General features: G+C 45.6%; 23 protein-coding genes. All 23 read left to right on the plus strand.

What is annotated here, in order from left to right; translation table 11 throughout:
• Positions 1-243 precede the first annotated feature (243 nt).
• The 23 genes from sixA (at position 244) to AC6R16_RS11140 (ending at position 21,553) form a co-directional block, all read left to right on the plus strand.
• Complete coding sequence (gene sixA / locus AC6R16_RS11030) at positions 244-708, plus strand: phosphohistidine phosphatase SixA (protein ID WP_500640888.1); 465 nt, start codon at positions 244-246, stop codon at positions 706-708.
• A gap of 156 nt (positions 709-864) precedes the next feature.
• Entirely contained in the window at positions 865-2,958 is a 2,094-nt protein-coding gene (gene flhA, locus AC6R16_RS11035) for a flagellar biosynthesis protein FlhA (RefSeq protein WP_500640887.1), read from the plus strand.
• A gap of 29 nt (positions 2,959-2,987) precedes the next feature.
• On the plus strand, positions 2,988-4,466 hold the full coding sequence (flhF, locus tag AC6R16_RS11040) for a flagellar biosynthesis GTPase FlhF (protein ID WP_500674385.1): 1,479 nt from the start codon (positions 2,988-2,990) through the stop codon (positions 4,464-4,466).
• A 13-nt stretch (positions 4,467-4,479) separates the two neighbouring features.
• On the plus strand, positions 4,480-5,367 hold the full coding sequence (locus AC6R16_RS11045; protein WP_038197399.1) for a MinD/ParA family protein: 888 nt from the start codon (positions 4,480-4,482) through the stop codon (positions 5,365-5,367).
• On the plus strand, positions 5,360-6,094 hold the full coding sequence (locus AC6R16_RS11050) for an RNA polymerase sigma factor FliA (protein ID WP_500640885.1): 735 nt from the start codon (positions 5,360-5,362) through the stop codon (positions 6,092-6,094). Before AC6R16_RS11045 ends, AC6R16_RS11050 begins: the two co-directional genes overlap by 8 nt.
• Positions 6,095-6,139: 45 nt before the next feature.
• Positions 6,140-6,508 carry a chemotaxis response regulator CheY gene (cheY, locus tag AC6R16_RS11055; protein ID WP_006879571.1) on the plus strand — a complete coding sequence of 123 codons (369 nt, stop codon included), beginning with the start codon at positions 6,140-6,142 and terminating at the stop codon, positions 6,506-6,508.
• A gap of 39 nt (positions 6,509-6,547) precedes the next feature.
• Complete coding sequence (locus tag AC6R16_RS11060) at positions 6,548-7,267, plus strand: protein phosphatase CheZ (protein WP_500640884.1); 720 nt, start codon at positions 6,548-6,550, stop codon at positions 7,265-7,267.
• Positions 7,268-7,276: 9 nt separating this feature from the next.
• Positions 7,277-9,529: a chemotaxis protein CheA gene (locus AC6R16_RS11065; protein WP_500674386.1), complete on the plus strand. Its 2,253-nt coding sequence runs from the start codon at positions 7,277-7,279 to the stop codon at positions 9,527-9,529.
• A 24-nt stretch (positions 9,530-9,553) separates the two neighbouring features.
• Positions 9,554-10,675, plus strand: a complete 1,122-nt coding sequence (locus AC6R16_RS11070; protein ID WP_500640882.1) for a protein-glutamate methylesterase/protein-glutamine glutaminase — start codon at positions 9,554-9,556, stop codon at positions 10,673-10,675.
• Positions 10,676-10,684: 9 nt separating this feature from the next.
• Positions 10,685-11,461, plus strand: coding sequence for a ParA family protein (locus AC6R16_RS11075; protein WP_500674387.1), 777 nt, complete (start codon positions 10,685-10,687; stop codon positions 11,459-11,461).
• A complete protein-coding gene (locus tag AC6R16_RS11080; protein WP_500674388.1) occupies positions 11,454-12,470 on the plus strand; it encodes a chemotaxis protein CheW in 1,017 nt (338 codons plus the stop codon). Before AC6R16_RS11075 ends, AC6R16_RS11080 begins: the two co-directional genes overlap by 8 nt.
• 37 nt (positions 12,471-12,507) lie before the next feature.
• Complete coding sequence (locus tag AC6R16_RS11085) at positions 12,508-13,002, plus strand: chemotaxis protein CheW (protein WP_004413313.1); 495 nt, start codon at positions 12,508-12,510, stop codon at positions 13,000-13,002.
• Positions 13,002-13,493, plus strand: coding sequence for a DUF2802 domain-containing protein (locus AC6R16_RS11090; protein ID WP_500640879.1), 492 nt, complete (start codon positions 13,002-13,004; stop codon positions 13,491-13,493). Before AC6R16_RS11085 ends, AC6R16_RS11090 begins: the two co-directional genes overlap by 1 nt.
• 192 nt (positions 13,494-13,685) lie before the next feature.
• Positions 13,686-14,306 carry a cytochrome c biogenesis heme-transporting ATPase CcmA gene (gene ccmA / locus AC6R16_RS11095; RefSeq protein WP_500640878.1) on the plus strand — a complete coding sequence of 207 codons (621 nt, stop codon included), beginning with the start codon at positions 13,686-13,688 and terminating at the stop codon, positions 14,304-14,306.
• A 2-nt stretch (positions 14,307-14,308) separates the two neighbouring features.
• On the plus strand, positions 14,309-14,977 hold the full coding sequence (gene ccmB / locus AC6R16_RS11100; protein WP_004748646.1) for a heme exporter protein CcmB: 669 nt from the start codon (positions 14,309-14,311) through the stop codon (positions 14,975-14,977).
• 103 nt (positions 14,978-15,080) lie between these two features.
• Positions 15,081-15,833: a heme ABC transporter permease gene (locus AC6R16_RS11105; protein WP_500674389.1), complete on the plus strand. Its 753-nt coding sequence runs from the start codon at positions 15,081-15,083 to the stop codon at positions 15,831-15,833.
• A gap of 2 nt (positions 15,834-15,835) precedes the next feature.
• On the plus strand, positions 15,836-16,042 hold the full coding sequence (gene ccmD, locus AC6R16_RS11110; RefSeq protein ID WP_004748648.1) for a heme exporter protein CcmD: 207 nt from the start codon (positions 15,836-15,838) through the stop codon (positions 16,040-16,042).
• Positions 16,039-16,524, plus strand: a complete 486-nt coding sequence (gene ccmE, locus AC6R16_RS11115) for a cytochrome c maturation protein CcmE (protein ID WP_171322526.1) — start codon at positions 16,039-16,041, stop codon at positions 16,522-16,524. Before ccmD ends, ccmE begins: the two co-directional genes overlap by 4 nt.
• Positions 16,521-18,479: a heme lyase CcmF/NrfE family subunit gene (locus AC6R16_RS11120; protein WP_500674390.1), complete on the plus strand. Its 1,959-nt coding sequence runs from the start codon at positions 16,521-16,523 to the stop codon at positions 18,477-18,479. Before ccmE ends, AC6R16_RS11120 begins: the two co-directional genes overlap by 4 nt.
• On the plus strand, positions 18,479-19,033 hold the full coding sequence (locus AC6R16_RS11125; RefSeq protein ID WP_239851930.1) for a DsbE family thiol:disulfide interchange protein: 555 nt from the start codon (positions 18,479-18,481) through the stop codon (positions 19,031-19,033). Before AC6R16_RS11120 ends, AC6R16_RS11125 begins: the two co-directional genes overlap by 1 nt.
• Entirely contained in the window at positions 19,030-19,515 is a 486-nt protein-coding gene (locus AC6R16_RS11130) for a cytochrome c-type biogenesis protein (RefSeq protein WP_500640874.1), read from the plus strand. The genes AC6R16_RS11125 and AC6R16_RS11130 overlap by 4 nt, the downstream gene beginning before the upstream one ends.
• Positions 19,515-20,732 (plus strand): c-type cytochrome biogenesis protein CcmI, encoded by a 1,218-nt coding sequence (gene ccmI, locus AC6R16_RS11135; protein ID WP_500674391.1) that lies wholly within the window; start codon positions 19,515-19,517, stop codon positions 20,730-20,732. Before AC6R16_RS11130 ends, ccmI begins: the two co-directional genes overlap by 1 nt.
• Before the next feature lie 65 nt (positions 20,733-20,797).
• On the plus strand, positions 20,798-21,553 hold the full coding sequence (locus AC6R16_RS11140; protein WP_500674392.1) for an MlaA family lipoprotein: 756 nt from the start codon (positions 20,798-20,800) through the stop codon (positions 21,551-21,553).
• Positions 21,554-21,591: the final 38 nt, after the last annotated feature.

Below are 21,591 nucleotides of genomic sequence, written 5' to 3' on the forward strand. Positions count from 1 at the left end.
GAGCGACTGCAAACTATCTGTTTGAGAAATATGAGCAAAATGGATTAATGATAGTTAACATTTTGACTTTAAATAGTGTTAAGAAAGTCAGCGTCTTTGTTCAAAGAATTGATATAATTATTTACAGTTCAACGAAATTTAGCGGTTTCAGAATTTTCCGCTCAATAATAATTACGCTGTGAATAAACAGTGAGACAACAATAATCCGCATAAAACCACAGTGGATAGTATTAGGAATATGCCATGAAAATTTTCATCATGCGTCATGGAGAAGCCGAGCATTTTGCCCAATCAGATGCTGAAAGAGAGCTCACTCAAAATGGTAGAAGTGCCTCTGTTGCCGTAGCCCGCGCTTGTGCAGATAGAGGTTTTTCACAGTTCGATAAAGTGTTAGTTAGCCCTTATGTTCGTGCTCAGCAAACTTGGCGAGAAATATCGAGCTGTTTTCAATCTGAGCAAGTCGAAACATGTGAAGACATTACACCCTACGGTGAATCCGAGCAGGTTGCGGATTATGTATCCGCGCTTATCGATGTTCATCAATACGAAACTATCTTATTAGTGTCGCATCTTCCATTAGTCGGCTATCTGACTGCTGAGTTTGTCACTGACATCCACCCACCTATGTTTCCAACTTCTGGTTTAACATGCATTGAATATTCGCCGGAAAAAAGGTCTGGTGAGATCGCCTTCAATATTCAACCGTAACTGCAGCGTTTGGCAGGGATCAAGACGACATTCCTGCTAATCCTATGTTCCTACGCTTAATCGTCGCTCAGCCATTAATTTGACAGAGTAGCTGGACTAGATATTGCATAACTAGTCCAAGTTCTTCTTTTTTCCGACTATTGTAGCTACTCAACTATGAAGTTTTCTTTGCCGTTTGCGGACAAGTTACCATCAATTCCTCAAAGAGCGATGCCAGCTATTGGTGCGCCAGTCATGGTACTGGCTACATTGGCAATGGTCATCTTGCCAATTCCAGCATTTTTGCTCGACTTATTCTTTACCTTCAATATCGCTTTGGCGATGGTTGTCCTATTGGTGACGGTATATACCCGCAGACCACTCGATTTTGCAGCGTTTCCTACTGTACTCCTGATTTCGACACTTTTGCGATTGGCGTTAAACGTAGCGTCAACGCGTGTTGTACTACTTTATGGTCATGAAGGTTCAGGCGCGGCTGGTAAAGTAATCGAAGCGTTTGGTAGCGTCGTGATTGGTGGAAACTACGCGGTTGGTCTCGTGGTCTTTATGATCTTGATGATCATTAACTTCATGGTTGTGACCAAAGGTGCAGGTCGTATTTCTGAAGTAAGCGCGCGTTTTACCTTAGACGCCTTACCGGGCAAACAGATGGCGATTGATGCCGATTTAAATGCTGGGTTGATTGACCAAGACCAAGCAAGAACTCGCCGCCAAGAAGTCACCAAAGAAGCTGACTTCTACGGTTCAATGGATGGTGCGTCAAAATTCGTAAAAGGTGATGCGATCGCCGGTATCTTGATCCTATTTATCAACATTATCGGCGGCCTATCCATCGGTATGGCGCAGTATGACCTAGGTTTTCAAGAAGCGCTTCAAATCTACACCTTGTTGACGATTGGTGATGGCTTAGTTGCTCAAATTCCGTCGTTACTACTTTCAATCGGTGCGGCGATCATGGTGACTCGCCAAAATACTGATGAAGATATGGGGCAGCAGGTTGTCTTCCAAATGTTCGACAATCCTAAAGCCTTGATGATCACTGCTGGCATCCTCGGTGTAATGGGGTTAGTACCTGGAATGCCACATTTTGCGTTCTTGCTGCTTGCGATTATCGCTGGTGGCGGGGCTTACTGGATCTACCGCAAACAGAAGAAAGCAGCAGAGCAACCGAGTACTCCTGCAACAACCGAACAAGAAACGGCGACACCCAAAGAGCTTTCTTGGGACGACGTTCAGCCGGTCGATATCATTGGTTTAGAAGTGGGCTATCGACTTATTCCTCTGGTTGATAAAGACCAAGGTGGCGAGTTGTTGGAGCGTGTCAAAGGGGTACGTAAAAAACTATCGCAAGATTTCGGATTCTTAATTCCAGCAGTCCATATTCGCGATAATCTAGAGCTTACCCCTAATAGCTATCGTATTACCTTAATGGGCGTTGCGGTTGGTGAAGCAGAAATTCGACCTGATATGGAACTAGCCATTAACCCGGGACAGGTCTATGGGATGATTGAAGGCGAACCGACAATCGACCCTGCGTTCGGCCTAGAAGCGGTTTGGATTCGCGAAGAGCAACGAGAGCATGCACAGGCGCTTGGCTATACCGTAGTGGATTCATCGACGGTACTGGCTACTCATTTAAGCCAATTGTTGACCAACAATGCTTCTCAGCTTATCGGCCATGAAGAAGTTCAAAATCTGCTTGAAATGCTGGGTCGAAGCACGCCTAAGTTAGTGGAAAGCTTTGTGCCAGATCAGCTTCAATTAGGTGTAGTGGTGAAAGTGCTGCAAAACCTGCTTAATGAAGCCGTTCCGATCCGAGATATCCGAACTATTGTACAAACCTTGTCAGAGTACTCAAGTAAGAGTCAAGAACCCGACATTCTCACCGCTGCGGTTCGCATTTCGCTTAAACGATTAATTGTTCAAGAAATCAATGGGATAGAGCCTGAATTGCCAGTGATAACTCTCATTCCTGAGCTGGAACAAATATTGCATCAGACAATGCAGGCTTCTGGCGGGGAATCTGCGGGAATTGAGCCAGGCTTAGCTGAGCGACTACAATCATCATTGAGCCAAGCAACTCAAGAGCAAGAGCTAAAAGGTGAACCTGCGGTGCTTCTGACATCTGGCGTGCTGCGTTCTACACTCGCTAAATTTGTTAAGAACACGATTCCTTCACTAAGAGTTCTCTCTTATCAAGAAGTCCCTGACGAGAAACAAATTCGCATTGTTCAGGCTGTCGGAAACTAGGTCTAATGCGTTGATATACGGTACTTAATTTGAAGATTAAACGATTTTTTGCCAAGGATATGCGTACCGCCTTACTCCAAGTGAAAGGGGAGTTGGGCGATGACGCGGTGATCATGTCAAATAAAAAAGTCGCAGGTGGTGTAGAAATTGTCGCTGCTGTTGATGGGGCTGAAGGAGCGCAGCGTCAAAGCAACGGTTATAACTCCAGCCCTCGCCATAATAACACTCGACAGGCACCTGCAAGTATTCCTACACCAAACCAACGTGCATTGGATGATGACCGTGTAAGCTTGCAGTCCCAAGCGGATTCTGGTCGTTCTATGACCAAGCGTTTTGCCAACATGCTTAAGCAGTATAGCAATGGCGCAGACGGCTCACAGCAGGAACGCGATGACAATCCTGATTCATTATCAGCCTTACTCAAAAGGCAATCGGCAACGCGAGACCAATCTCGTGAAAACGTCCAGATTAAAGAAGATTCACCGTTAGCGCGTTTGATCGCAGAAGATCGACGAGTAGAAAGGCCAGCAGCCAAACTTGATCCGACTCGTTATGAGCGTCAACGCCGCGAAGACCCTTCAGTATCGAATGAAGACCTAGAAGAGATGAAAGAAGAGATGACGTCTATTCGTCAGCTTCTAGAACATCAAGTGTCGGGCTTAATGTGGCAAGAGGTAGAGCGCCGTGAGCCTTTACGTGCCATGTTGATTAAACGCCTTGAACGTATGGGTGTCTCTTCAGACCTTGCTGATCAGCTCGCGTGCTATATTCCTGAGGATACGCCACCAACTAAAGCGTGGAAAGCGCTGCTTGGTTTAGTTTCTGACCAGATTCCTATTTCCCGTCAAGACATCTTAAAACGTGGTGGTGTGGTTGCACTGTTAGGTCCAACTGGCGTGGGTAAAACTACAACAGTTGCAAAGCTGGCGGCGCGCGCTGCAATGGAGTACGGATCAGACAATGTGGCACTGGTTTCGACAGATACATATCGTATTGGTGCCCACGAGCAATTGGCGATTTACGGAAGAATTATGGGATGTCCTGTAAAAGTCGCTAAAGATTCCAATGAGTTAGCCGATGTAATATATCAATTAAGAAATCGTCGCCTAATTCTGGTTGATACCGCAGGTATGGGACAGCGTGATGTAAGGTTGTCTGAACAATTAGATACGCTTATGCATGAAAGTGGAGAAATGATTCACAGCTACTTGGTTTTGCCTGCAACGGCGCAACGAAAAGTACTGCAAGAGACCATTGACCACTTTAAGCGCATACCGTTATCAGGGTGCATTATGACTAAACTGGATGAATCGCTAAGTCTCGGTGAGTTTGTCAGTGTAGTTGTACAGAATTCTCTGCCCGTTGCTTACATAGCGAATGGACAACGAGTTCCGGAAGATATTGTGATAGCGCAACCGAAGTACATGGTCGCTAAAGCAAACGAATTATTAGAGAAGTCGACAGATGACGAACCTCACTACTGGAATAGTGAAGCGGAGAGGTTCTAGGCGGCGGACGATTATGACTAAAGATATGATACAAGACCAAGCAAGCGGACTACGCCGCTTAACACAGCCATCATTAACCAAGGTTATTTCTGTAACTGGTGGTAAAGGCGGTGTTGGTAAATCAAACGTAACGTTGGGTATGGCTATCTCAATGGCACGCCAGGGCAAAAAAGTCATGGTGCTAGATGCCGATTTGGGACTTGCCAATGTCGATGTAATGCTCGGTATTCGACCAAAGCGTAACCTAGGCCATGTGCTTGCGGGTGAATGTGAGCTTAAAGATGCGATTGTAGAAGGTCCGCATGGCATTAGGATCATTCCTGCGACATCCGGAACCCAATCGATGACCGAGCTTTCGCACGCTCAGCATATTGGCTTGATCCGGGCGTTTGGCAGTTTAGAAGATGAAATGGACGTTCTGCTGATTGATACGGCGGCGGGTATTTCAGACATGGTGGTGAGTTTTTCTCGAGCTGCGCAAGATGTTGTAGTAGTAGTTTGTGACGAACCTACGTCAATCACTGATGCATATGCTTTAATTAAGTTGTTAAGCAAAGAACATCAGGTGCAACGTTTTAAAATCGTTGCAAATATGGTCAGAAGCTATCGTGAAGGCAGAGAATTGTTCGCAAAGTTGACCTTGGTCACAGAGCGATTCTTGAATGTGAGCCTAGAGCTCGTAGCATGTATTCCGTTGGATGATAAAGTTAGACAATCTGTTAAGAAACAAAAGATTGTTGTAGACGCGTTCCCAAGATCTCCGGCGGCTCTCGCAATTGGCTCCTTAGCGAATAAAGCGCTGACATGGCCAATTCCGAAAACACCGAGTGGACATCTTGAGTTTTTTGTAGAACGCTTACTAAATAGACCTGAGATGCTAGAGGAACCATTTGGTGAATAAGGCTTTGACCTATGAACAGTATGCGAATCAAGATGGCCAACGAGCATTTTTAGAGAAATACTCGGTGTTGGTGAAGCGTATTGCTCACCATTTGCTAGGGCGTCTGCCACCTAGTGTCCAAGTAGAAGATCTTATTCAAGCGGGCATGATCGGATTGCTCGAAGCGCAAAAGAACTACGATGGTAGCAAAGGCGCGAGTTTTGAAACGTATGCTGGCATTCGTATCCGAGGTGCTATGCTTGACGATATACGTCGAGGGGATTGGGTACCTCGTTCTGTTCATAAACATAATCGTGAGGTTAGTCAGGCTATATCGACTCTAGAGGGGTTACTTAATAGAGACCCAACGGATGCAGAAGTTGCACAGCATTTAGGGATTAGCCTTGATCAATACCATACAATTTTAACAGATATTAACTGCTCCCGTTTGGTCGGAATCGAAGATCTGGGCGTTTCAGAAGATGCGATTTCACCCGAAGATACTGACAAAGAGAACCTTCCATTCCAAGGTGTAGCAGATGAGTTTTTCCGAAAAGCGCTAGTAGATTCAATTAAATCGCTTCCAGAACGTGAAGCTCTAGTACTTTCGCTTTATTATGATGAAGAGTTAAACTTAAAAGAAATCGGTGAGGTGATTGGTGTTAGCGAGTCACGCGTTAGCCAAATACTAAGCCAGTCAATGCAGCGTCTACGCACAAAGTTAAGTGCTTGGACAAATAATGAGTAAACATCACTGATCTCGAACTCAGTGGAGGCAATTTTGAATAAAAACATGAAAATCCTTATTGTTGACGACTTTTCAACAATGCGCCGTATTGTTAAGAACTTACTTCGCGACCTTGGGTTCAACAATACACAAGAAGCGGATGATGGCTTAACGGCGTTACCTATGCTCAAAAAAGGGGAGTTCGACTTCGTCGTGACAGACTGGAATATGCCAGGCATGCAAGGTATTGACCTTCTAAAGCATATTCGAGCAGACGATGAGCTTAAGCATCTTCCAGTATTGATGATTACTGCAGAAGCAAAACGCGAGCAGATCATCGAAGCTGCGCAAGCGGGTGTAAATGGTTACATCGTAAAACCATTCACTGCAGCAACACTAAAAGAAAAACTAGATAAAATTTTTGAACGTTTATAAGTCAAGGTATTGACTTAAGGCGCTAAAGGCCAATTCAGAATGATTTCATTAGAACAGGCAAAGCAACTCGTAGAGATGTTGGAAGCTGGTCAGCAACAGGAAGCGGATCTTCTTGTTAAAGACATCTACCAAAGCGACACGAATCCAATGTTTCAAGAAATTGGAGAGTTGACTCGTGACTTACATGAGTCAATTAAACATTTCAGCATGGATGACCGTATGAGTGAAATTGCCAATGACGAAATCCCAGATGCAAGGGATCGCCTCCAATACGTCATTGACAAAACTGAGGTTGCAGCAAATAAAACCATGGATGCAGTCGATCGCTGTATGCCTATTGCGGATAACCTCCATGAAGGGCTGCTGCAAGTTCGCCCTCAGTGGAATGAACTTATGCATGGTCGAATTGAACTCGCAGAGTTTAAAGCGCTCTGTCATCGCATCGATGATCTACTCGGTGAGGTTGAAGGAGACAGCTCTGAGCTTCGCGGGCAATTGACCGAGATTCTAATGGCTCAAGACTTTCAAGATCTGACCGGTCAAATCATCCGTCGCGTGATTACCTTAGTCGACGAAGTCGAAGGTAGGTTAGTCGAAATACTAACAGCGTTTGGTTCGAGTCAGCTGGAAGAAAGCACGAATAACAAGAACAAAGCATCGACGGACCCTGAAGGTCCAATCCTTAACCCTCAAGAAAGGGATGATGCCGTTTCATCACAAGACGAAGTCGACGACTTACTCTCAAGTCTTGGGTTTTAGAGGTAACATATGAGCTACGATTTAGACGAAGACATCCTACAGGACTTTTTAGTCGAAGCAGGGGAGATTTTGGAACTTCTCTCAGAGCAGTTGGTCGAGCTGGAAAATAATCCTGAAGACAAAGATCTCCTCAATGCCATTTTCCGTGGTTTCCACACGGTGAAAGGTGGTGCGGGTTTCCTTGCGTTAACAGAACTTGTTGATACCTGTCATGGTGCAGAAAACGTGTTCGATATCTTGCGTAATGGACAACGTTCCGTCACCGCAGGCCTGATGGATACCATGCTTCAAGCGCTAGACACGGTTAATGAGCAGTTCCAAGCCGTTCAAGATCGTGAACCCCTTCCTCTGGCTGAACAGTCTCTTTTGGATGAGTTGCATCGACTGTGCAAACCTGAGTCTGAAGATGAAGTCGTGGCAGATGCTCCAGCAGCGGTAGACGCTCCTGTGGCTGAAGAACCTGTTATCGAAGAGCCAGCACCTGTTGAAGCGCCTCAAGCGGAAGTTTCTTCAGGCTCAATTGATGAAATTACTCAAGACGAGTTTGAAAAATTACTTGATGAGCTACATGGTTCAGGTAGTGCGCCTGGCGCTGCATCAAGCGAAGCCGCTCCAGCGGCCGCGACACCACCGCCACCTGCTGCTGGTGGAGATATGAGCGGTGATATCACTGATGATGAATTTGAAAAGCTGTTAGATGAACTCCATGGCACAGGGCAAGGTCCTGGCAAAGGCGATGTTGCACCAGCATCACCAGCATCACCTGCGGCTCCCGCGGCGTCAGCACCTTCGGCTCCTGCCCCAGCAGCGGGCGCTGGTGACAGTGATTTAATGACTGATGAAGAGTTCGAAAAACTGCTCGATGATCTTCATGGGTCGGGCAAAGGTCCTTCTATTGAAGAGCTAGATGCAGCAACTAAGCCTGCGACAGCAAACCCTACGCCTCCACCTCCTGCTCCTGAACCTAAGGCTGCTCCTGCACCAAAACCAGCCCCAGTGGCTAAGGCTGCGCCTAAAGAAGAACCTAAGCCGCCAGCGAAGAAAGAAGCAGCGGTTCCAGCCGCGCAAGCTAAGAAGCCACAAGCGGAAGCGACGGTACGTGTTGATACTTCAACGCTCGATACAATCATGAATATGGTTGGTGAGCTTGTACTGGTTCGAAATAGACTGCTTAGCTTGGGGTTAAACAGCAACGATGAAGAAATGTCGAAAGCGGTTGCTAACCTAGATGTCGTCACTGCGGATCTTCAAGGCGCGGTTATGAAAACGCGTATGCAGCCGATCAAAAAGGTATTTGGTCGCTTCCCTCGCGTTGTACGAGATCTCGCTCGCAGCTTGAAAAAAGACATTAATCTTGAAATGCGTGGTGAAGATACTGACCTTGATAAAAACTTGGTTGAAGCGTTAGCCGATCCATTGATTCACTTGGTTCGTAACTCGGTTGACCACGGTATTGAAATGCCTGACGCTCGTGTTGCTGCGGGTAAATCCAAAACAGGTAAAGTAATTCTTTCTGCATCGCAAGAAGGTGACCATATTGAACTTGCTATCGTTGATGATGGTGGCGGTATGGACCCAGATAAGCTGCGTGGTATTGCGGTCAAACGCGGCATCATGGATGAAGATGCTGCTTCTCGACTGACAGATAAAGAGTGTTTCAATCTTATCTTCATGCCAGGCTTCTCTAGTAAAGAGCAAATTTCAGATATCTCAGGACGTGGTGTAGGTATGGACGTTGTTAAAACAGCGATCAACACCTTAAACGGTTCAATCGATATTGACTCTGAAATGGGTAAAGGGACCAAGATCACCATCAAGGTACCGTTGACACTCGCGATATTGCCAACGCTAATGGTTGGCGTTGCGGGACACCCATTTGCACTTCCATTGGCAAGTGTGAACGAGATTTTCCACTTAGACCTAAGCCGTACCAATGTTGTTGATGGTCAGCTAACCATCATCGTACGTGAAAAGTCGATCCCATTGTTCTATCTACAAAACTGGCTAGCGCCTCAAGCCGGTCAAGTTGAGCTGCGTAAAGGTCATGGTCATGTTGTGATTGTGCAGATTGGTAGCCAACGTGTTGGCTTTGTAGTGAATACACTGATTGGTCAAGAAGAGGTGGTGATTAAGCCGCTAGATAACTTGCTACAAGGTACACCAGGTATGGCGGGTGCGACTATTACGAGTGATGGTCATATCGCCTTGATCCTAGATGTGCCAGATTTGCTTAAGCAGTATGCCGCTGCTTCTCGAATCTAAATCGCGAAATATAGAAGGACAAATATGGCGATCAAAGTATTAGTTGTAGATGATTCGAGTTTTTTCCGTCGCCGAGTGAGCGAAATCATTAACTCTGAAGCACGTTTAGAAGTTATTGATGTTGCGACCAATGGTAAGGAAGCTGTAGATAAAGCATTACGAATCAAGCCTGATGTCATCACCATGGATATCGAAATGCCAGTCATGGACGGTATTACTGCCGTTCGTGAGATTATGGCGAAAAGTCCTGTACCGATCTTGATGTTTTCTTCGCTAACCCATGACGGGGCGAAGGCAACACTGGATGCTCTCGATGCAGGCGCTTTGGACTTTTTGCCAAAGAAATTTGAGGACATCGCGCGCAATCGTGATGAGGCAGTAACCTTGCTTCAGCAGCGTGTGATCCAAATTGCATCAAAGCGTGCAATGATGCGCCGTAGTATGCCAAAGCCAGCAGCGCCTAGTAAGCCAGCGGCTCAACCTACTACAGCTCGTTCGTCACTTCGTCCCGCGACAGCGGCCCCTGTAGCTAAGCCTTCTGTAGCGACGCGTTTTAAATCGAGTGGCAAAAAGTACCAGTTAACCGCTATTGGAACGTCGACGGGTGGGCCAGTTGCACTGCAGAAAATACTCACTAAGCTACCTGCTAACTATCCTCATCCGATTGTGCTGATTCAGCACATGCCAGCAACGTTTACGGCAGCATTTGCCAGTCGTTTGAACTCACTTTGTAAGATTCAAGTGAAAGAGGCTGAAGATGGTGACCCATTGAAACCTGGTGTGGCTTATTTAGCTCCGGGTGGTAAGCAGATGATGATTGACGGCCGTCCAGGCTCTGCGAAACTGCGCATTATTGATGGCGGCGAACGCATGAACTACAAACCATGTGTCGATGTTACTTTTGGTAGTGCGGCTAAAATCTATTCTGATCAGGTACTGTCTATGGTGCTGACAGGTATGGGGGCTGATGGTCGTGAAGGTGCTCGTATGCTGAAGGGAGCGGGATCTACCATTTGGGCTCAGGACGAAGAAAGCTGCGTTGTTTATGGCATGCCTCAAGCGGTTGCTAAAGCGGGTATCTCAACAGAGGATCTACCGCTAGAAAGAATTGCTGAACGTATGTTAGTCGAAGTCGGTCTAGCATAGAGGTAACCCATGATTGTTTGGAGCATCGCGAACCAAAAAGGTGGGGTTGGAAAAACCACGACAACAATTACTTTAGCAGGATTGCTAAGTAAGCAAGGTAAGCGTGTTTTACTGGTGGATACCGACCCTCATGCATCGTTAACGACTTATCTTGGGTATGACTCCGACGGTGTGCCTGCAAGTCTGTTCGACTTATTCCAACTTAAGGAGTACACCGCACAAACGGTCATGCCGCTTGTAATGCAATCTGATATCGAAGGTATCGATTTGATTCCGGCGCATATGTCATTAGCGACGTTAGATCGTGTTATGGGAAATCGAAGTGGCATGGGATTAATCCTTAAACGTGCGCTTTTGGCGATCAAAGAGCGTTACGATTACGTCTTGATCGATTGCCCTCCCATTCTTGGTGTCATGATGGTCAACGCGCTAGCGGCAAGTGACAGAATACTGATCCCTGTTCAGACTGAATTCCTAGCCATGAAGGGCCTTGAGCGAATGATTCGCACCTTGGCAATAATGCAAAAGTCACGCAATAAGGCATTTAATGTAACGATTGTTCCGACGATGTACGACAAGCGTACGCGCGCGTCGTTACAGACTTTGCAACAGCTTAAGAAAGACTATCCAAGTCAAGTATGGTCGTCAGCAGTCCCGATAGATACCAAGTTTAGGGACGCAAGTCTGAAGCATCTACCCGTTTCTCACTTTGCTTCGGGTAGTCGCGGTGTATTTGCATACAAGCAACTGTTAATTTACCTAGAGAGGTTAGCGATTGATGACTAGCCACTCTTCGCTCTCAAGTGAACAAGCGTTAGATGACTACTTTTCAGCATTGTTGGAAGAGTCTATCGAGGCGGATGAAACAGAACAGACTCACACTCCAGAATTGTCTGTTGTGTCAGAACCAGAACTTGACGAAGTTGCTTTAGAGCCGATGGTTCAATCAGTGGAAGAAAAAAGCTATTACCAGCTTCCAACTGAAGAAGTCGAGGTGCCAAATCTAGAAGATGTTGAGCGTCTTTTAGAGCAGTTAGAAAACACTAACCCGGTTGCTGAGCTCGAACTTGAAGAGGTGATGGAGCAAAACACGGCTGATATTGCTCAAGTTCAGACAGAAATTGCCGTTGAAGAAGAAGAGATTCAAGAGTGGGTAGTTGAAGAACCTGAAATTGTGGCTGAAGAACCAGAATTTAAGGTTGATGTGCCCGATCTTGATGAAGTTGTCGCTGAACCAGTGATTTCTGAGCCAGACGTCGTAGTTGACACCAGCATTGAAACTGAGCAGAGCCTTGAAACACAGGCAGGTGGCAGCGAGCTTGGTGTTTGGCATTCAACGCAACGAGATGTTGATTTTCAAGTGCTCTATTTTGATGTCAATAGCGTGACTTTTGCGGTCCCGCTTGATGAGCTTGGGGGTATTCATAGAATAGCCGAGCTAAACCATTTAATTGGCCGTCCTGATTGGTATTTAGGGTTACAGACCAGCCGTGAGGCGCAATTGGATGTCGTAGACACTGCAAAATGGGTGATGGCTGAGAAGCTACAAGACGACAGTTACAAAGAGCAGTACCAATATATAGTAATGCTAGGTGCGAGTATGTGGGGCTTAGCGTCAACACAGCTTATGGGTACTGAAGCTTTAAATCCAGAAATGGTACGCTGGCGAGAAACGGCAGGGAAACGCCCTTGGCTTGCTGGTATGGTAAAAGAAAAAATGTGTGCTTTGATCCACGTTGAAGCATTGATAGCTATGCTTAATGCAGGACTTGATGTTAAAGCATTAGATAAATAGAACATTTGTGCCGATTTAGGCTTGGAGAGGATAAGGTATGTCTCAAACAAATGAAGTAGAAGTAAGAAAAGAGCAGTCTAACGACGAAGTGCTTCAGTGGGTGACGTTCCAGTTAGAAGAAGAAACCTATGGCATCAATGTAATGCAGGTGCGAGAAGTACTTCGTTACACTGAGATTGCGCCAGTACCAGGAGCACCAGACTACGTACTCGGTATTATCAACCTGCGTGGTAATGTTGTGACGGTTATTGATACACGCTCGCGCTTTGGTTTGATGGAAGGTGAAATCACGGATAATACTCGTATCATCGTGATTGAATCTGAGCACCAAGTGATTGGTATCCTAGTCGACAGTGTTGCTGAAGTGGTTTACCTACGTTCTTCAGAAATCGATACCACACCAAGTGTTGGTACAGATGAGAGTGCTAAGTTTATCCAAGGTGTTAGCAACCGTGATGGTAAGCTACTTATTTTGGTTGATCTTAACAAGCTACTGACTGATGAAGAATGGGATGAGATGGCTCACCTATAATGGACAGTAGTTGGATGACCAGTGCTCCAGTTATGGCTGGAGCAATAGCGTTAGTTTTTCTGTTTATCTGCTTAGCGCTGTTTAGACTTAAACGCGGTCAAGTGCGTTCAGCAGAGCATTTACGCCAGCAAAATCGTCATCTCGACAAAGAGCTACAAAAAGCTAACAAGCAGCTACTCGAAGTACGCTCAGTTGTGGTTGGGCTTGGTCAAAGAGTCAGTGAACAGCAAGATATTATTCAGCACTTAAATGAGCGGATTACAGAACTAGAACAAGCGGATAGCGATGGCCGCTTATACTCAAGAGCAAGTAAAATGGTTCAGCTAGGAGCCGATGTTAACGAGCTTATTGAGGAATGTGAGCTACCGAAAGCTGAAGCTGAGCTGATGATGTCTTTGCAAAACAAAATCTCTGGAAAAGAGAAAGTCCCCCCTCTTGAAACTCGCCCACAGCGGCAAAAGTTTGCAGCAAAAAAAAGAAGCGCCAAATGATGGTTTGCATAAAAAGTGCCTTAGGGCACTTTTTTTATATCCGAATGTAACCATTTAGTGGTAGTTACTAAGATTTATGTTTGAATATTAACAGATTCTTACTTAGTTTCGTGATTCGTATAGGTCTAATTCTATTTTGAGAGGAATAGGCTGTGGTAAGATACTAGCTCGAAGTTTATCTAGTGACTGCAAATGTTAGAAGTATCTCAACTGACAGCAATAAGAGATGAAAGAATTCTCTTTGAATCCCTCTCTTTTACCATAGATTCTGGTGAATTAGTTCAAGTCGAAGGACGCAACGGAACAGGTAAGACAACGTTACTGCGTATTATCACCGGATTAGGTGATCGCGATAATGGAGAGATCTATTGGAACGGCGAGAACATTGAATCTAACCGAGATGCTTTTCACCAAGACCTACTTTTCCTAGGTCACCAAACGGGTGTGAAACGTGAGCTTACGGCTTACGAAAATCTGCGCTTCTATTTAAGCATCCATTCGCGTGAGCCTGTCGATAAGCAAACCATTTATAACGCACTAACTAAGGTAGGACTTGCTGGTCGTGAAGACGTGCCAGTGGCTCAGTTATCAGCAGGGCAACAACGTCGAGTCGCTTTAGCGCGTTTGTGGCTAAGTACTCACAAATTGTGGATTCTTGACGAGCCTTTGACTGCAATTGATAAACAAGGTGTGAAAGTGCTCGAGTCGCTGTTTCTCCAGCATGCAGAGAACGGTGGTATTGTCATGCTTACTACACACCAAGATATGTTTGCAGATAACCCTAAACTCAGAAAAATTAAACTAGGTAACTAATCATGCTCGGCACCATAAATAGTATTATAAGACGCGAGCTGTTGATTGCCTTTCGTCGCCAAGCCGATATTTTTAACCCTCTGTGGTTTTTTATTATTGTTATTACGCTGTTTCCATTAAGTATTGGTCCAGAGCCTAATCTGCTAGCGAGGATCGCAGCAGGGATTGTGTGGGTCGCTGCGTTACTTTCTGCTTTACTGTCTCTTGAGCGTCTGTTCCGTGATGACTTTCAAGATGGCGCACTGGAGCAAATGATGCTGATGCCTGTCCCTTTGCCTGTTGTGGTTATTTCAAAGGTGATTGCACATTGGCTTTTAACTGGTTTGCCATTAATTCTGATTAGCCCACTACTCTCCATTTTGCTGTCTCTAGACTTCAATACTTGGTTAGCGGTGGTACTGACGCTACTTGTCGGCACACCAACGCTCAGCTTTATTGGGGCTATTGGTGTTGCACTGACAGTAGGGTTACAAAAAGGGGGCGTGTTGCTCAGCCTGCTCGTTTTGCCGCTTTACATTCCAATTTTGATTTTTGCGACGTCGGCCATTGATGCTGCGTCACTGGGAATGGCGTACAACGGGCAGTTAGCAATTCTAGGTGCGATGTTTATGGGAGCAATGACTCTCACGCCGTTTGCAATTAGTGCTGCACTACGAGTAAGTGTCAATTAGTTGTTTTTGATCAAGCACGAAAATTCCCCTTTATATAAATTACAAAACTAATAATTGTTTAACGAAAAAGTTAAATGAACTTGAAGTAAGAGTGAGAACGACGATGTGGAAATGGCTCCATCCTTATGCCAAGCCCGAATCAGCCTACCAGCTTTGCGGTAAGCTTTTGCCCTGGTTCTCTGTACTGGCGCTGGTGTGTTTAACCGTCGGCACAGTATGGGGATTAGCTTTCGCACCTTCTGATTATCAGCAAGGTGATAGCTTTCGAATTATCTATATCCATGTGCCTTCTGCTATTTGGTCTATGGGCGTTTATATGTCTATGGCTATCGCAGCTTTCATTGGTATCGTTTGGCAAGTTCGTTTGTCAGATATGGCAGCGTCTGCCATGGCACCTATTGGTGCGGTCTACACCTTTATTGCGCTACTAACTGGCGCGATCTGGGGTAAACCAATGTGGGGTACATGGTGGGTATGGGATGCGCGTTTAACTTCTGAACTTATTCTTCTTTTCCTCTACTTGGGTGTTATTGCTCTTTACCATGCGTTTGACGACCAAAAAACAGCAGCAAAAGCGGCGGGTATTTTGGCAATCGTCGGTGTGGTGAACTTACCTATCATTCACTTCTCTGTAGAGTGGTGGAACACTCTTCACCAAGGCGCAACTATTACAAAATTTGAGAAACCATCTATCTCAAGCAATATGTTGTGGCCTTTGCTACTGAACATTTTTGGATTTGCTTTCTTCTTTGGCTCCGTCACCATGATTCGTTTCCGTAACGAAATTATTAGCAAAGAGAGTCATCGCCCTTGGGTGATCAAGTTAGCAGCAGATAAGTCTCAGAGAGGGAGTTAAACATGCATTTTGAATCTTTGAGTGATTTCTTTGCCATGGGCGGCTATGCCGGTTATGTCTGGACAGCATTTGGTGTCACGTTCGGTGTGATGATTGTCTTATTGGTATTGAGTGTGAGAAGAGGTCAATCTCTACTCGGTGAAGTACAAGCGAAAATAGACAGACAAGCGCGAATTGATGCGGCGAAAAATTTGGAGAACACATTATGAACCCAAGACGTAAAAAGAGGCTCGGCATTGTTCTTGCGATCTTTATCGGTATCAGTGCCACAATCGGTTTGATGCTATATGCACTGAATCAAAATATGGATCTTTTCTACACCCCGACAGAGCTTGTGAACGGTAAACCTGATGGGACTAAACCTGAAGTCGGTCAGCGCCTTCGTATCGGTGGTATGGTTGTGGTTGGCTCAGTTAAGCGCGACTCAGAGTCCCTACGTGTATCGTTCGACTTGCATGATGTCGGCCCAACAGTAACGATTGTTTACGACGGTATTCTTCCAGATTTGTTCCGTGAAGGGCAGGGTATTGTCGCTCAAGGCGTGTTAAAAGACGCGACGACAGTTGAAGCCTTTGAAGTATTGGCTAAGCACGATGAAGAGTACATGCCTCCAGAAATCGCAGAAGCAATGAAGAAAACCCATGAACCATTGCAATACACAGAACAACAAAAACAAGGAAGCGGTCAATGATTGCTGAAATTGGTCACTTTGCACTGATCATCTCACTGGCATTAGCAGTATTGCTAAGTATTCTGCCGTTGGTTGGTGCATCCAAAAACAATACTTTACTGATGAACAGCGCCAGACCTTTGTCTTGGGGCATGTTCTTACTACTAGCGGTTTCATTTGCAATTCTGCTTTGGGCTTTTTATACCAACGACTTCACGCTCAACTATGTTGCAAGCAACTCTAACAGCCAGTTGCCGTGGTATTACCGCTTAACCGCAGTTTGGGGCGCGCATGAAGGCTCATTGCTACTTTGGGTATTGATCCAAGCAGCATGGACGGTAGCGGTTGCGACATTCAGTCGTGGTATGCCACAAGAATCTGTCGCACGTGTTCTAGCGGTTATGGGTATGATCACAGTCGGTTTCCTACTGTTTATCATCCTAACGTCGAACCCATTCTTGCGTACCTTACCATTCTTCCCAGTTGATGGTCGTGATTTAAACCCACTGCTTCAGGATCCGGGCTTAATCATTCACCCGCCAATGCTTTACATGGGCTATGTAGGTTTCTCGGTTGCTTTCTCATTTGCGATTGCCTCTCTGATGACAGGTCGCTTAGATACAGCATGGGCACGCTGGTCTCGTCCTTGGACAACCGCAGCTTGGTTATTCCTCACCTTAGGTATCGCGCTTGGTTCTTGGTGGGCGTATTACGAGCTTGGCTGGGGCGGCTGGTGGTTCTGGGATCCAGTTGAAAATGCATCCTTTATGCCTTGGCTGGCGGGTACTGCCTTGATGCACTCTTTAGCGGTAACCGAAAAACGCGGCACGTTTAAAGCGTGGACGGTATTGTTAGCTATCTCTGCGTTTTCGCTAAGCTTGTTAGGTACTTTCCTAGTACGTTCAGGCATTCTGGTCTCTGTACACGCGTTTGCTTCGGATCCATCGCGAGGCATGTTTATCCTTGGCTTCCTAGTCTTTGTTATTGGCGGCTCATTACTTCTATTTGCACTGAAGGGTGCGTCGGTAAGAGTGCGTGGTAATTTTGACCTAGTGTCACGTGAAAACGCGTTGCTAGCTAACAATGTTCTGCTGATTGCTGCCCTTGTGGTGGTGTTAGTTGGTACACTTCTACCTCTTGTACACAAGCAGATTGGTTTAGGCTCAGTATCCATTGGTGCGCCATTCTTTGACATGCTATTTGCGTGGTTAATGATCCCATTTGCATTCCTATTAGGTATAGGTCCACTTATACGTTGGAAGCGTGACAACCTATCAGCGCTTAAGAAGCCAATGCTAATTTCAGGGGTTATCTCACTGGTATTGGCGGGTGTGTTTGTGACTATCTTCTCTGAACACTTCCTATTTATGGCTTACCTAGGTTGGGTAATGTCTCTGTGGATTATCTGCTTACACGCTTTTGAATTGTACGAGCGCGCGACCCACCGTCATCCATTTATGGAAGGTGTTAAAAAGCTACAACGCAGCCACTGGGCAATGATGTTAGGCCACCTAGGTTTAGCGGTGAGTGTTATTGGCATTGCGATGGTGCAAAACTACAGTATCGAGCGTGATGTTCGTTTAGCGCCAGGTGAACATATCCAGATTCAAGGCTACGATTTCCATTTTGAAGGTCTTCGTGACAAAGATGGTCCAAACTATGATGGTTACATCGCGGACTTTAAGATCACGCGAGATGGCAAATACATCAACACCCTGCATGCAGAGAAACGTTTCTACACCACAGCGCGTTCTATGATGACGGAAGCGGCCATTGACCGTGGTGTCACTCGTGACTTGTACATTGCAATGGGTGAGCGCCTTGATGACAACAAATCATGGGCGGTGCGTATTTACCACAAACCGTTTGTTCGCTGGATTTGGGCTGGGTCATTGTTGATGGCACTCGGCGGTGCAATCGCAATCAGTGACAAGCGCTACCGTTTTAGAAAAAGTGCTAGGAAGCAGGAGGCATAATGAATAAGAAGTTTTTATTTATCCCCTTAGTGGCATTTTTAGGCTTGGTTGCAGTCTTTGCGACCCAGCTGATTAAAAACCAACATGGTGACGATCCAACGAAACTTGAGTCCGTATTAGTTGGTAAAGAGGTGCCTGAGTTTCGTTTAGAAGACTTAGCAGAACCGGGTAAGCTTTACGACCAAGCGATCTTTAAAGGTGAACCGCTCTTGCTTAACGTTTGGGCGACCTGGTGTCCGACTTGTTATGCCGAGCATCAATATCTTAATGAGCTAGCAGGCCAAGGCGTCAAAATTATTGGCCTGAACTACAAAGATCAACGTGATAAAGCAGTCGGTTGGCTGACGGACCTTGGTAATCCTTACCTGATCAGTTTATTCGATGGAAATGGCATGCTCGGGCTAGACCTGGGTGTTTATGGCGCGCCAGAGACCTTCCTTATCGATGCCAATGGCATTATTCGCTACCGTCACGTTGGTGATGTTAACGACCGTAACTGGAATGAGAAGCTTAAGCCGATGTACGAAGCGATGCTAGCGGAGGCGAAATCATGAAGAAATGGATGATTGCGCTAGTTGCAAGCTTAAGTTTTGCAATGTCAGCGCATGCCGCGATTGAAATTCACGAGTTCGACTCTTTGGAGCAAGAGCTTCAGTTCAAAGAACTTGGAGATACGTTACGCTGCCCGAAATGTCAGAATAACACCATTGCTGATTCCAACGCTGAACTAGCGGTCGATTTGCGTCAGAAAGTCTATGAAATGACCAAAGAGGGTAAATCAAAGCAAGAGATCATTGATTATATGATTGCTCGTTACGGCAACTTTGTTACCTACAATCCGCCATTTACGATTGCGACATCCATCTTATGGATTGGTCCGATTGCTGTCGTGCTTTTTGGGTTTGGATTTATCTTAGTTCGTAGTCGTAAACGCAAAGTAGACGTTATAGAAGACGACGAACAGCAGTGGGATTCAGAAAAAGAAGCACGTTTAAAAGCGTTGCTTGATGAAAAGAATGATGGAGAAAAGCAGTAATGACACTATTTTGGATAGCTTCTGTCATTCTAGTCGCAGTGAGTGTTTTGCTGATTGCACTACCTTTTATCAAGAAGAAATCAAACAACGACGAGCAGCTTCGTGACGAACTCAATAAAGCGTTTTACAAGGATCGCTTAGAAGAGCTCGAAGAAGAGACAGATGAAGGTTTAGTTGAAGACCAACAAGAGTTAATCGACGATCTTAAACAGTCGCTGCTTGATGATATTCCAAACCAAGAGCAGAAAAAGCAAGAGAGCAGCATCTCTGCAATGGCTGTGCTTGTACCTTCTACGCTACTTGTCATTGGTCTGTCTTACGGCTTGTACTTCAAATTTGGTGCGTCTGAAGATGTGCAGCAGTGGCAGGAAGTTAGTGCTAACTTACCTGCACTATCTAAGAAGCTGATGTCACCGGAAGGGGCGGCTCTTAGTGAAGATGAAATGCAGGATTTGACTTTAGCGCTGCGTACACGTCTTCACTATCAGCCTGATGACTCAACGGGTTGGTTGCTATTAGGCCGTATTGCATTGGCTAACCGTGATGTCGGTACCGCAGTGGGTGCGATGAAGAAGGCCTACAACCTTGAGTCAGACAACCCTGATGTCATGTTGGGCTACGCCCAAGCGCTGATGCTATCGCAAGACGATACCGATCAAGATAAGGCTCGTCGTTTACTAGGTCAGCTAGTACAGCAAGATTATGTTGATCTGCGAGTATTCTCACTTTTGGCATTTGATGCTTATGAGCGAAAAGATTATCCTGCAGCGGTTCGTTACTGGAGTATCATGCAGCAGATGATTGGCCCGAAAGATAGCCGTTATGAAATGCTGTCAAGAAGCATCGAAAATGCGCAGAAGCAGATGGGTCAACAGGTAGGAACTGGAAAATCAGTCTCAGTCACTATCTCTTTAGGCGACGCCGTTAACGCAGATCCTAACTCATCGTTAATTGTTTCTGTTCATACAGCTGATGGTTCACCAATGCCAGTAGCAGCAGCGAGATACCCGCTAGGAACTTTTCCACGTACCGTTGTCTTAGATGATGGCAATAGTATGCTTGAAGGTAGAAAGCTCTCTTCTCTTGAATCTTTAATGGTGCGCGTACGTATAGACAGTGATGGTAACGTTGCAACCAAACAAGGGGACTGGTTTGGTGAGAGCGAAGCCGTTAGAATAGGCGAACCAGTTGAAGTTATGATTGATAGTCAATATTAATAGTTATTGATTATGAATTAACGAAGGCCGGTAACATTACCGGCCTTTTTTATGGATTGATAATAATGAGAAAAATAAAGCCGCAGATATGGATGTTGTTACTAACCCTTGGGTTAGGCGGGTGTGCGTCAGCGCCCGAAGATGAGTCTGCATTCAGCGAATCCGAAGTTTATGACCCTATGGAGAGTTTTAACCGCTCTATGTGGACATTTAACTACGATTACCTCGATCCTTATTTTGTTCGACCTGTCTCTTTAGCGTATGTAAATTATGTGCCTTCACCGATTCGAACCGGTATCAGTAATTTTTTAGGTAACCTCGACGAGCCATCAAGTATGGTTAACAATCTTATTATGGGGAATGGTGGCAAAGCGCTCGACCACTTTAACCGCTTTTGGATCAACTCCACTATTGGCCTTGCAGGTCTTATTGATGTTGCCTCTGAAGCGGGCATTACGGACCACAACGACAAAACATTCAGTGATGCCGTAGGTCATTATGGCGTTGGTAATGGTCCTTATGTGATGGTGCCAGGTTACGGCCCTTGGACTGTTCGTGAGACCGCAGATCTCGTTGATAAAACCTATGTTCCGTTATCATTTCTCAATTTCTGGGCTGGCCTAGGGAAATGGGCATTGGAGGGGATGGAAACGCGAGCGGCTTTAGTCAATCAAGAAGCTCTACTTGATAACTCACCAGATCCTTATGCGGTCGCGCGCGATGCTTACATACAGCGTCAGGACTATAATGCTGAGATAGAAAAAGATGACTACAACCATGAAGAAGAAGAGTACTTAAATGAGTACTTGGAAGAGTTTTAGCGGTTGATAGCGAGTTAGAAGAAAGGCTTGGGTGAAAC

The sequence above is a fragment of the Vibrio sp. R10-SG3-ISO10 genome, assembly GCF_059834185.1.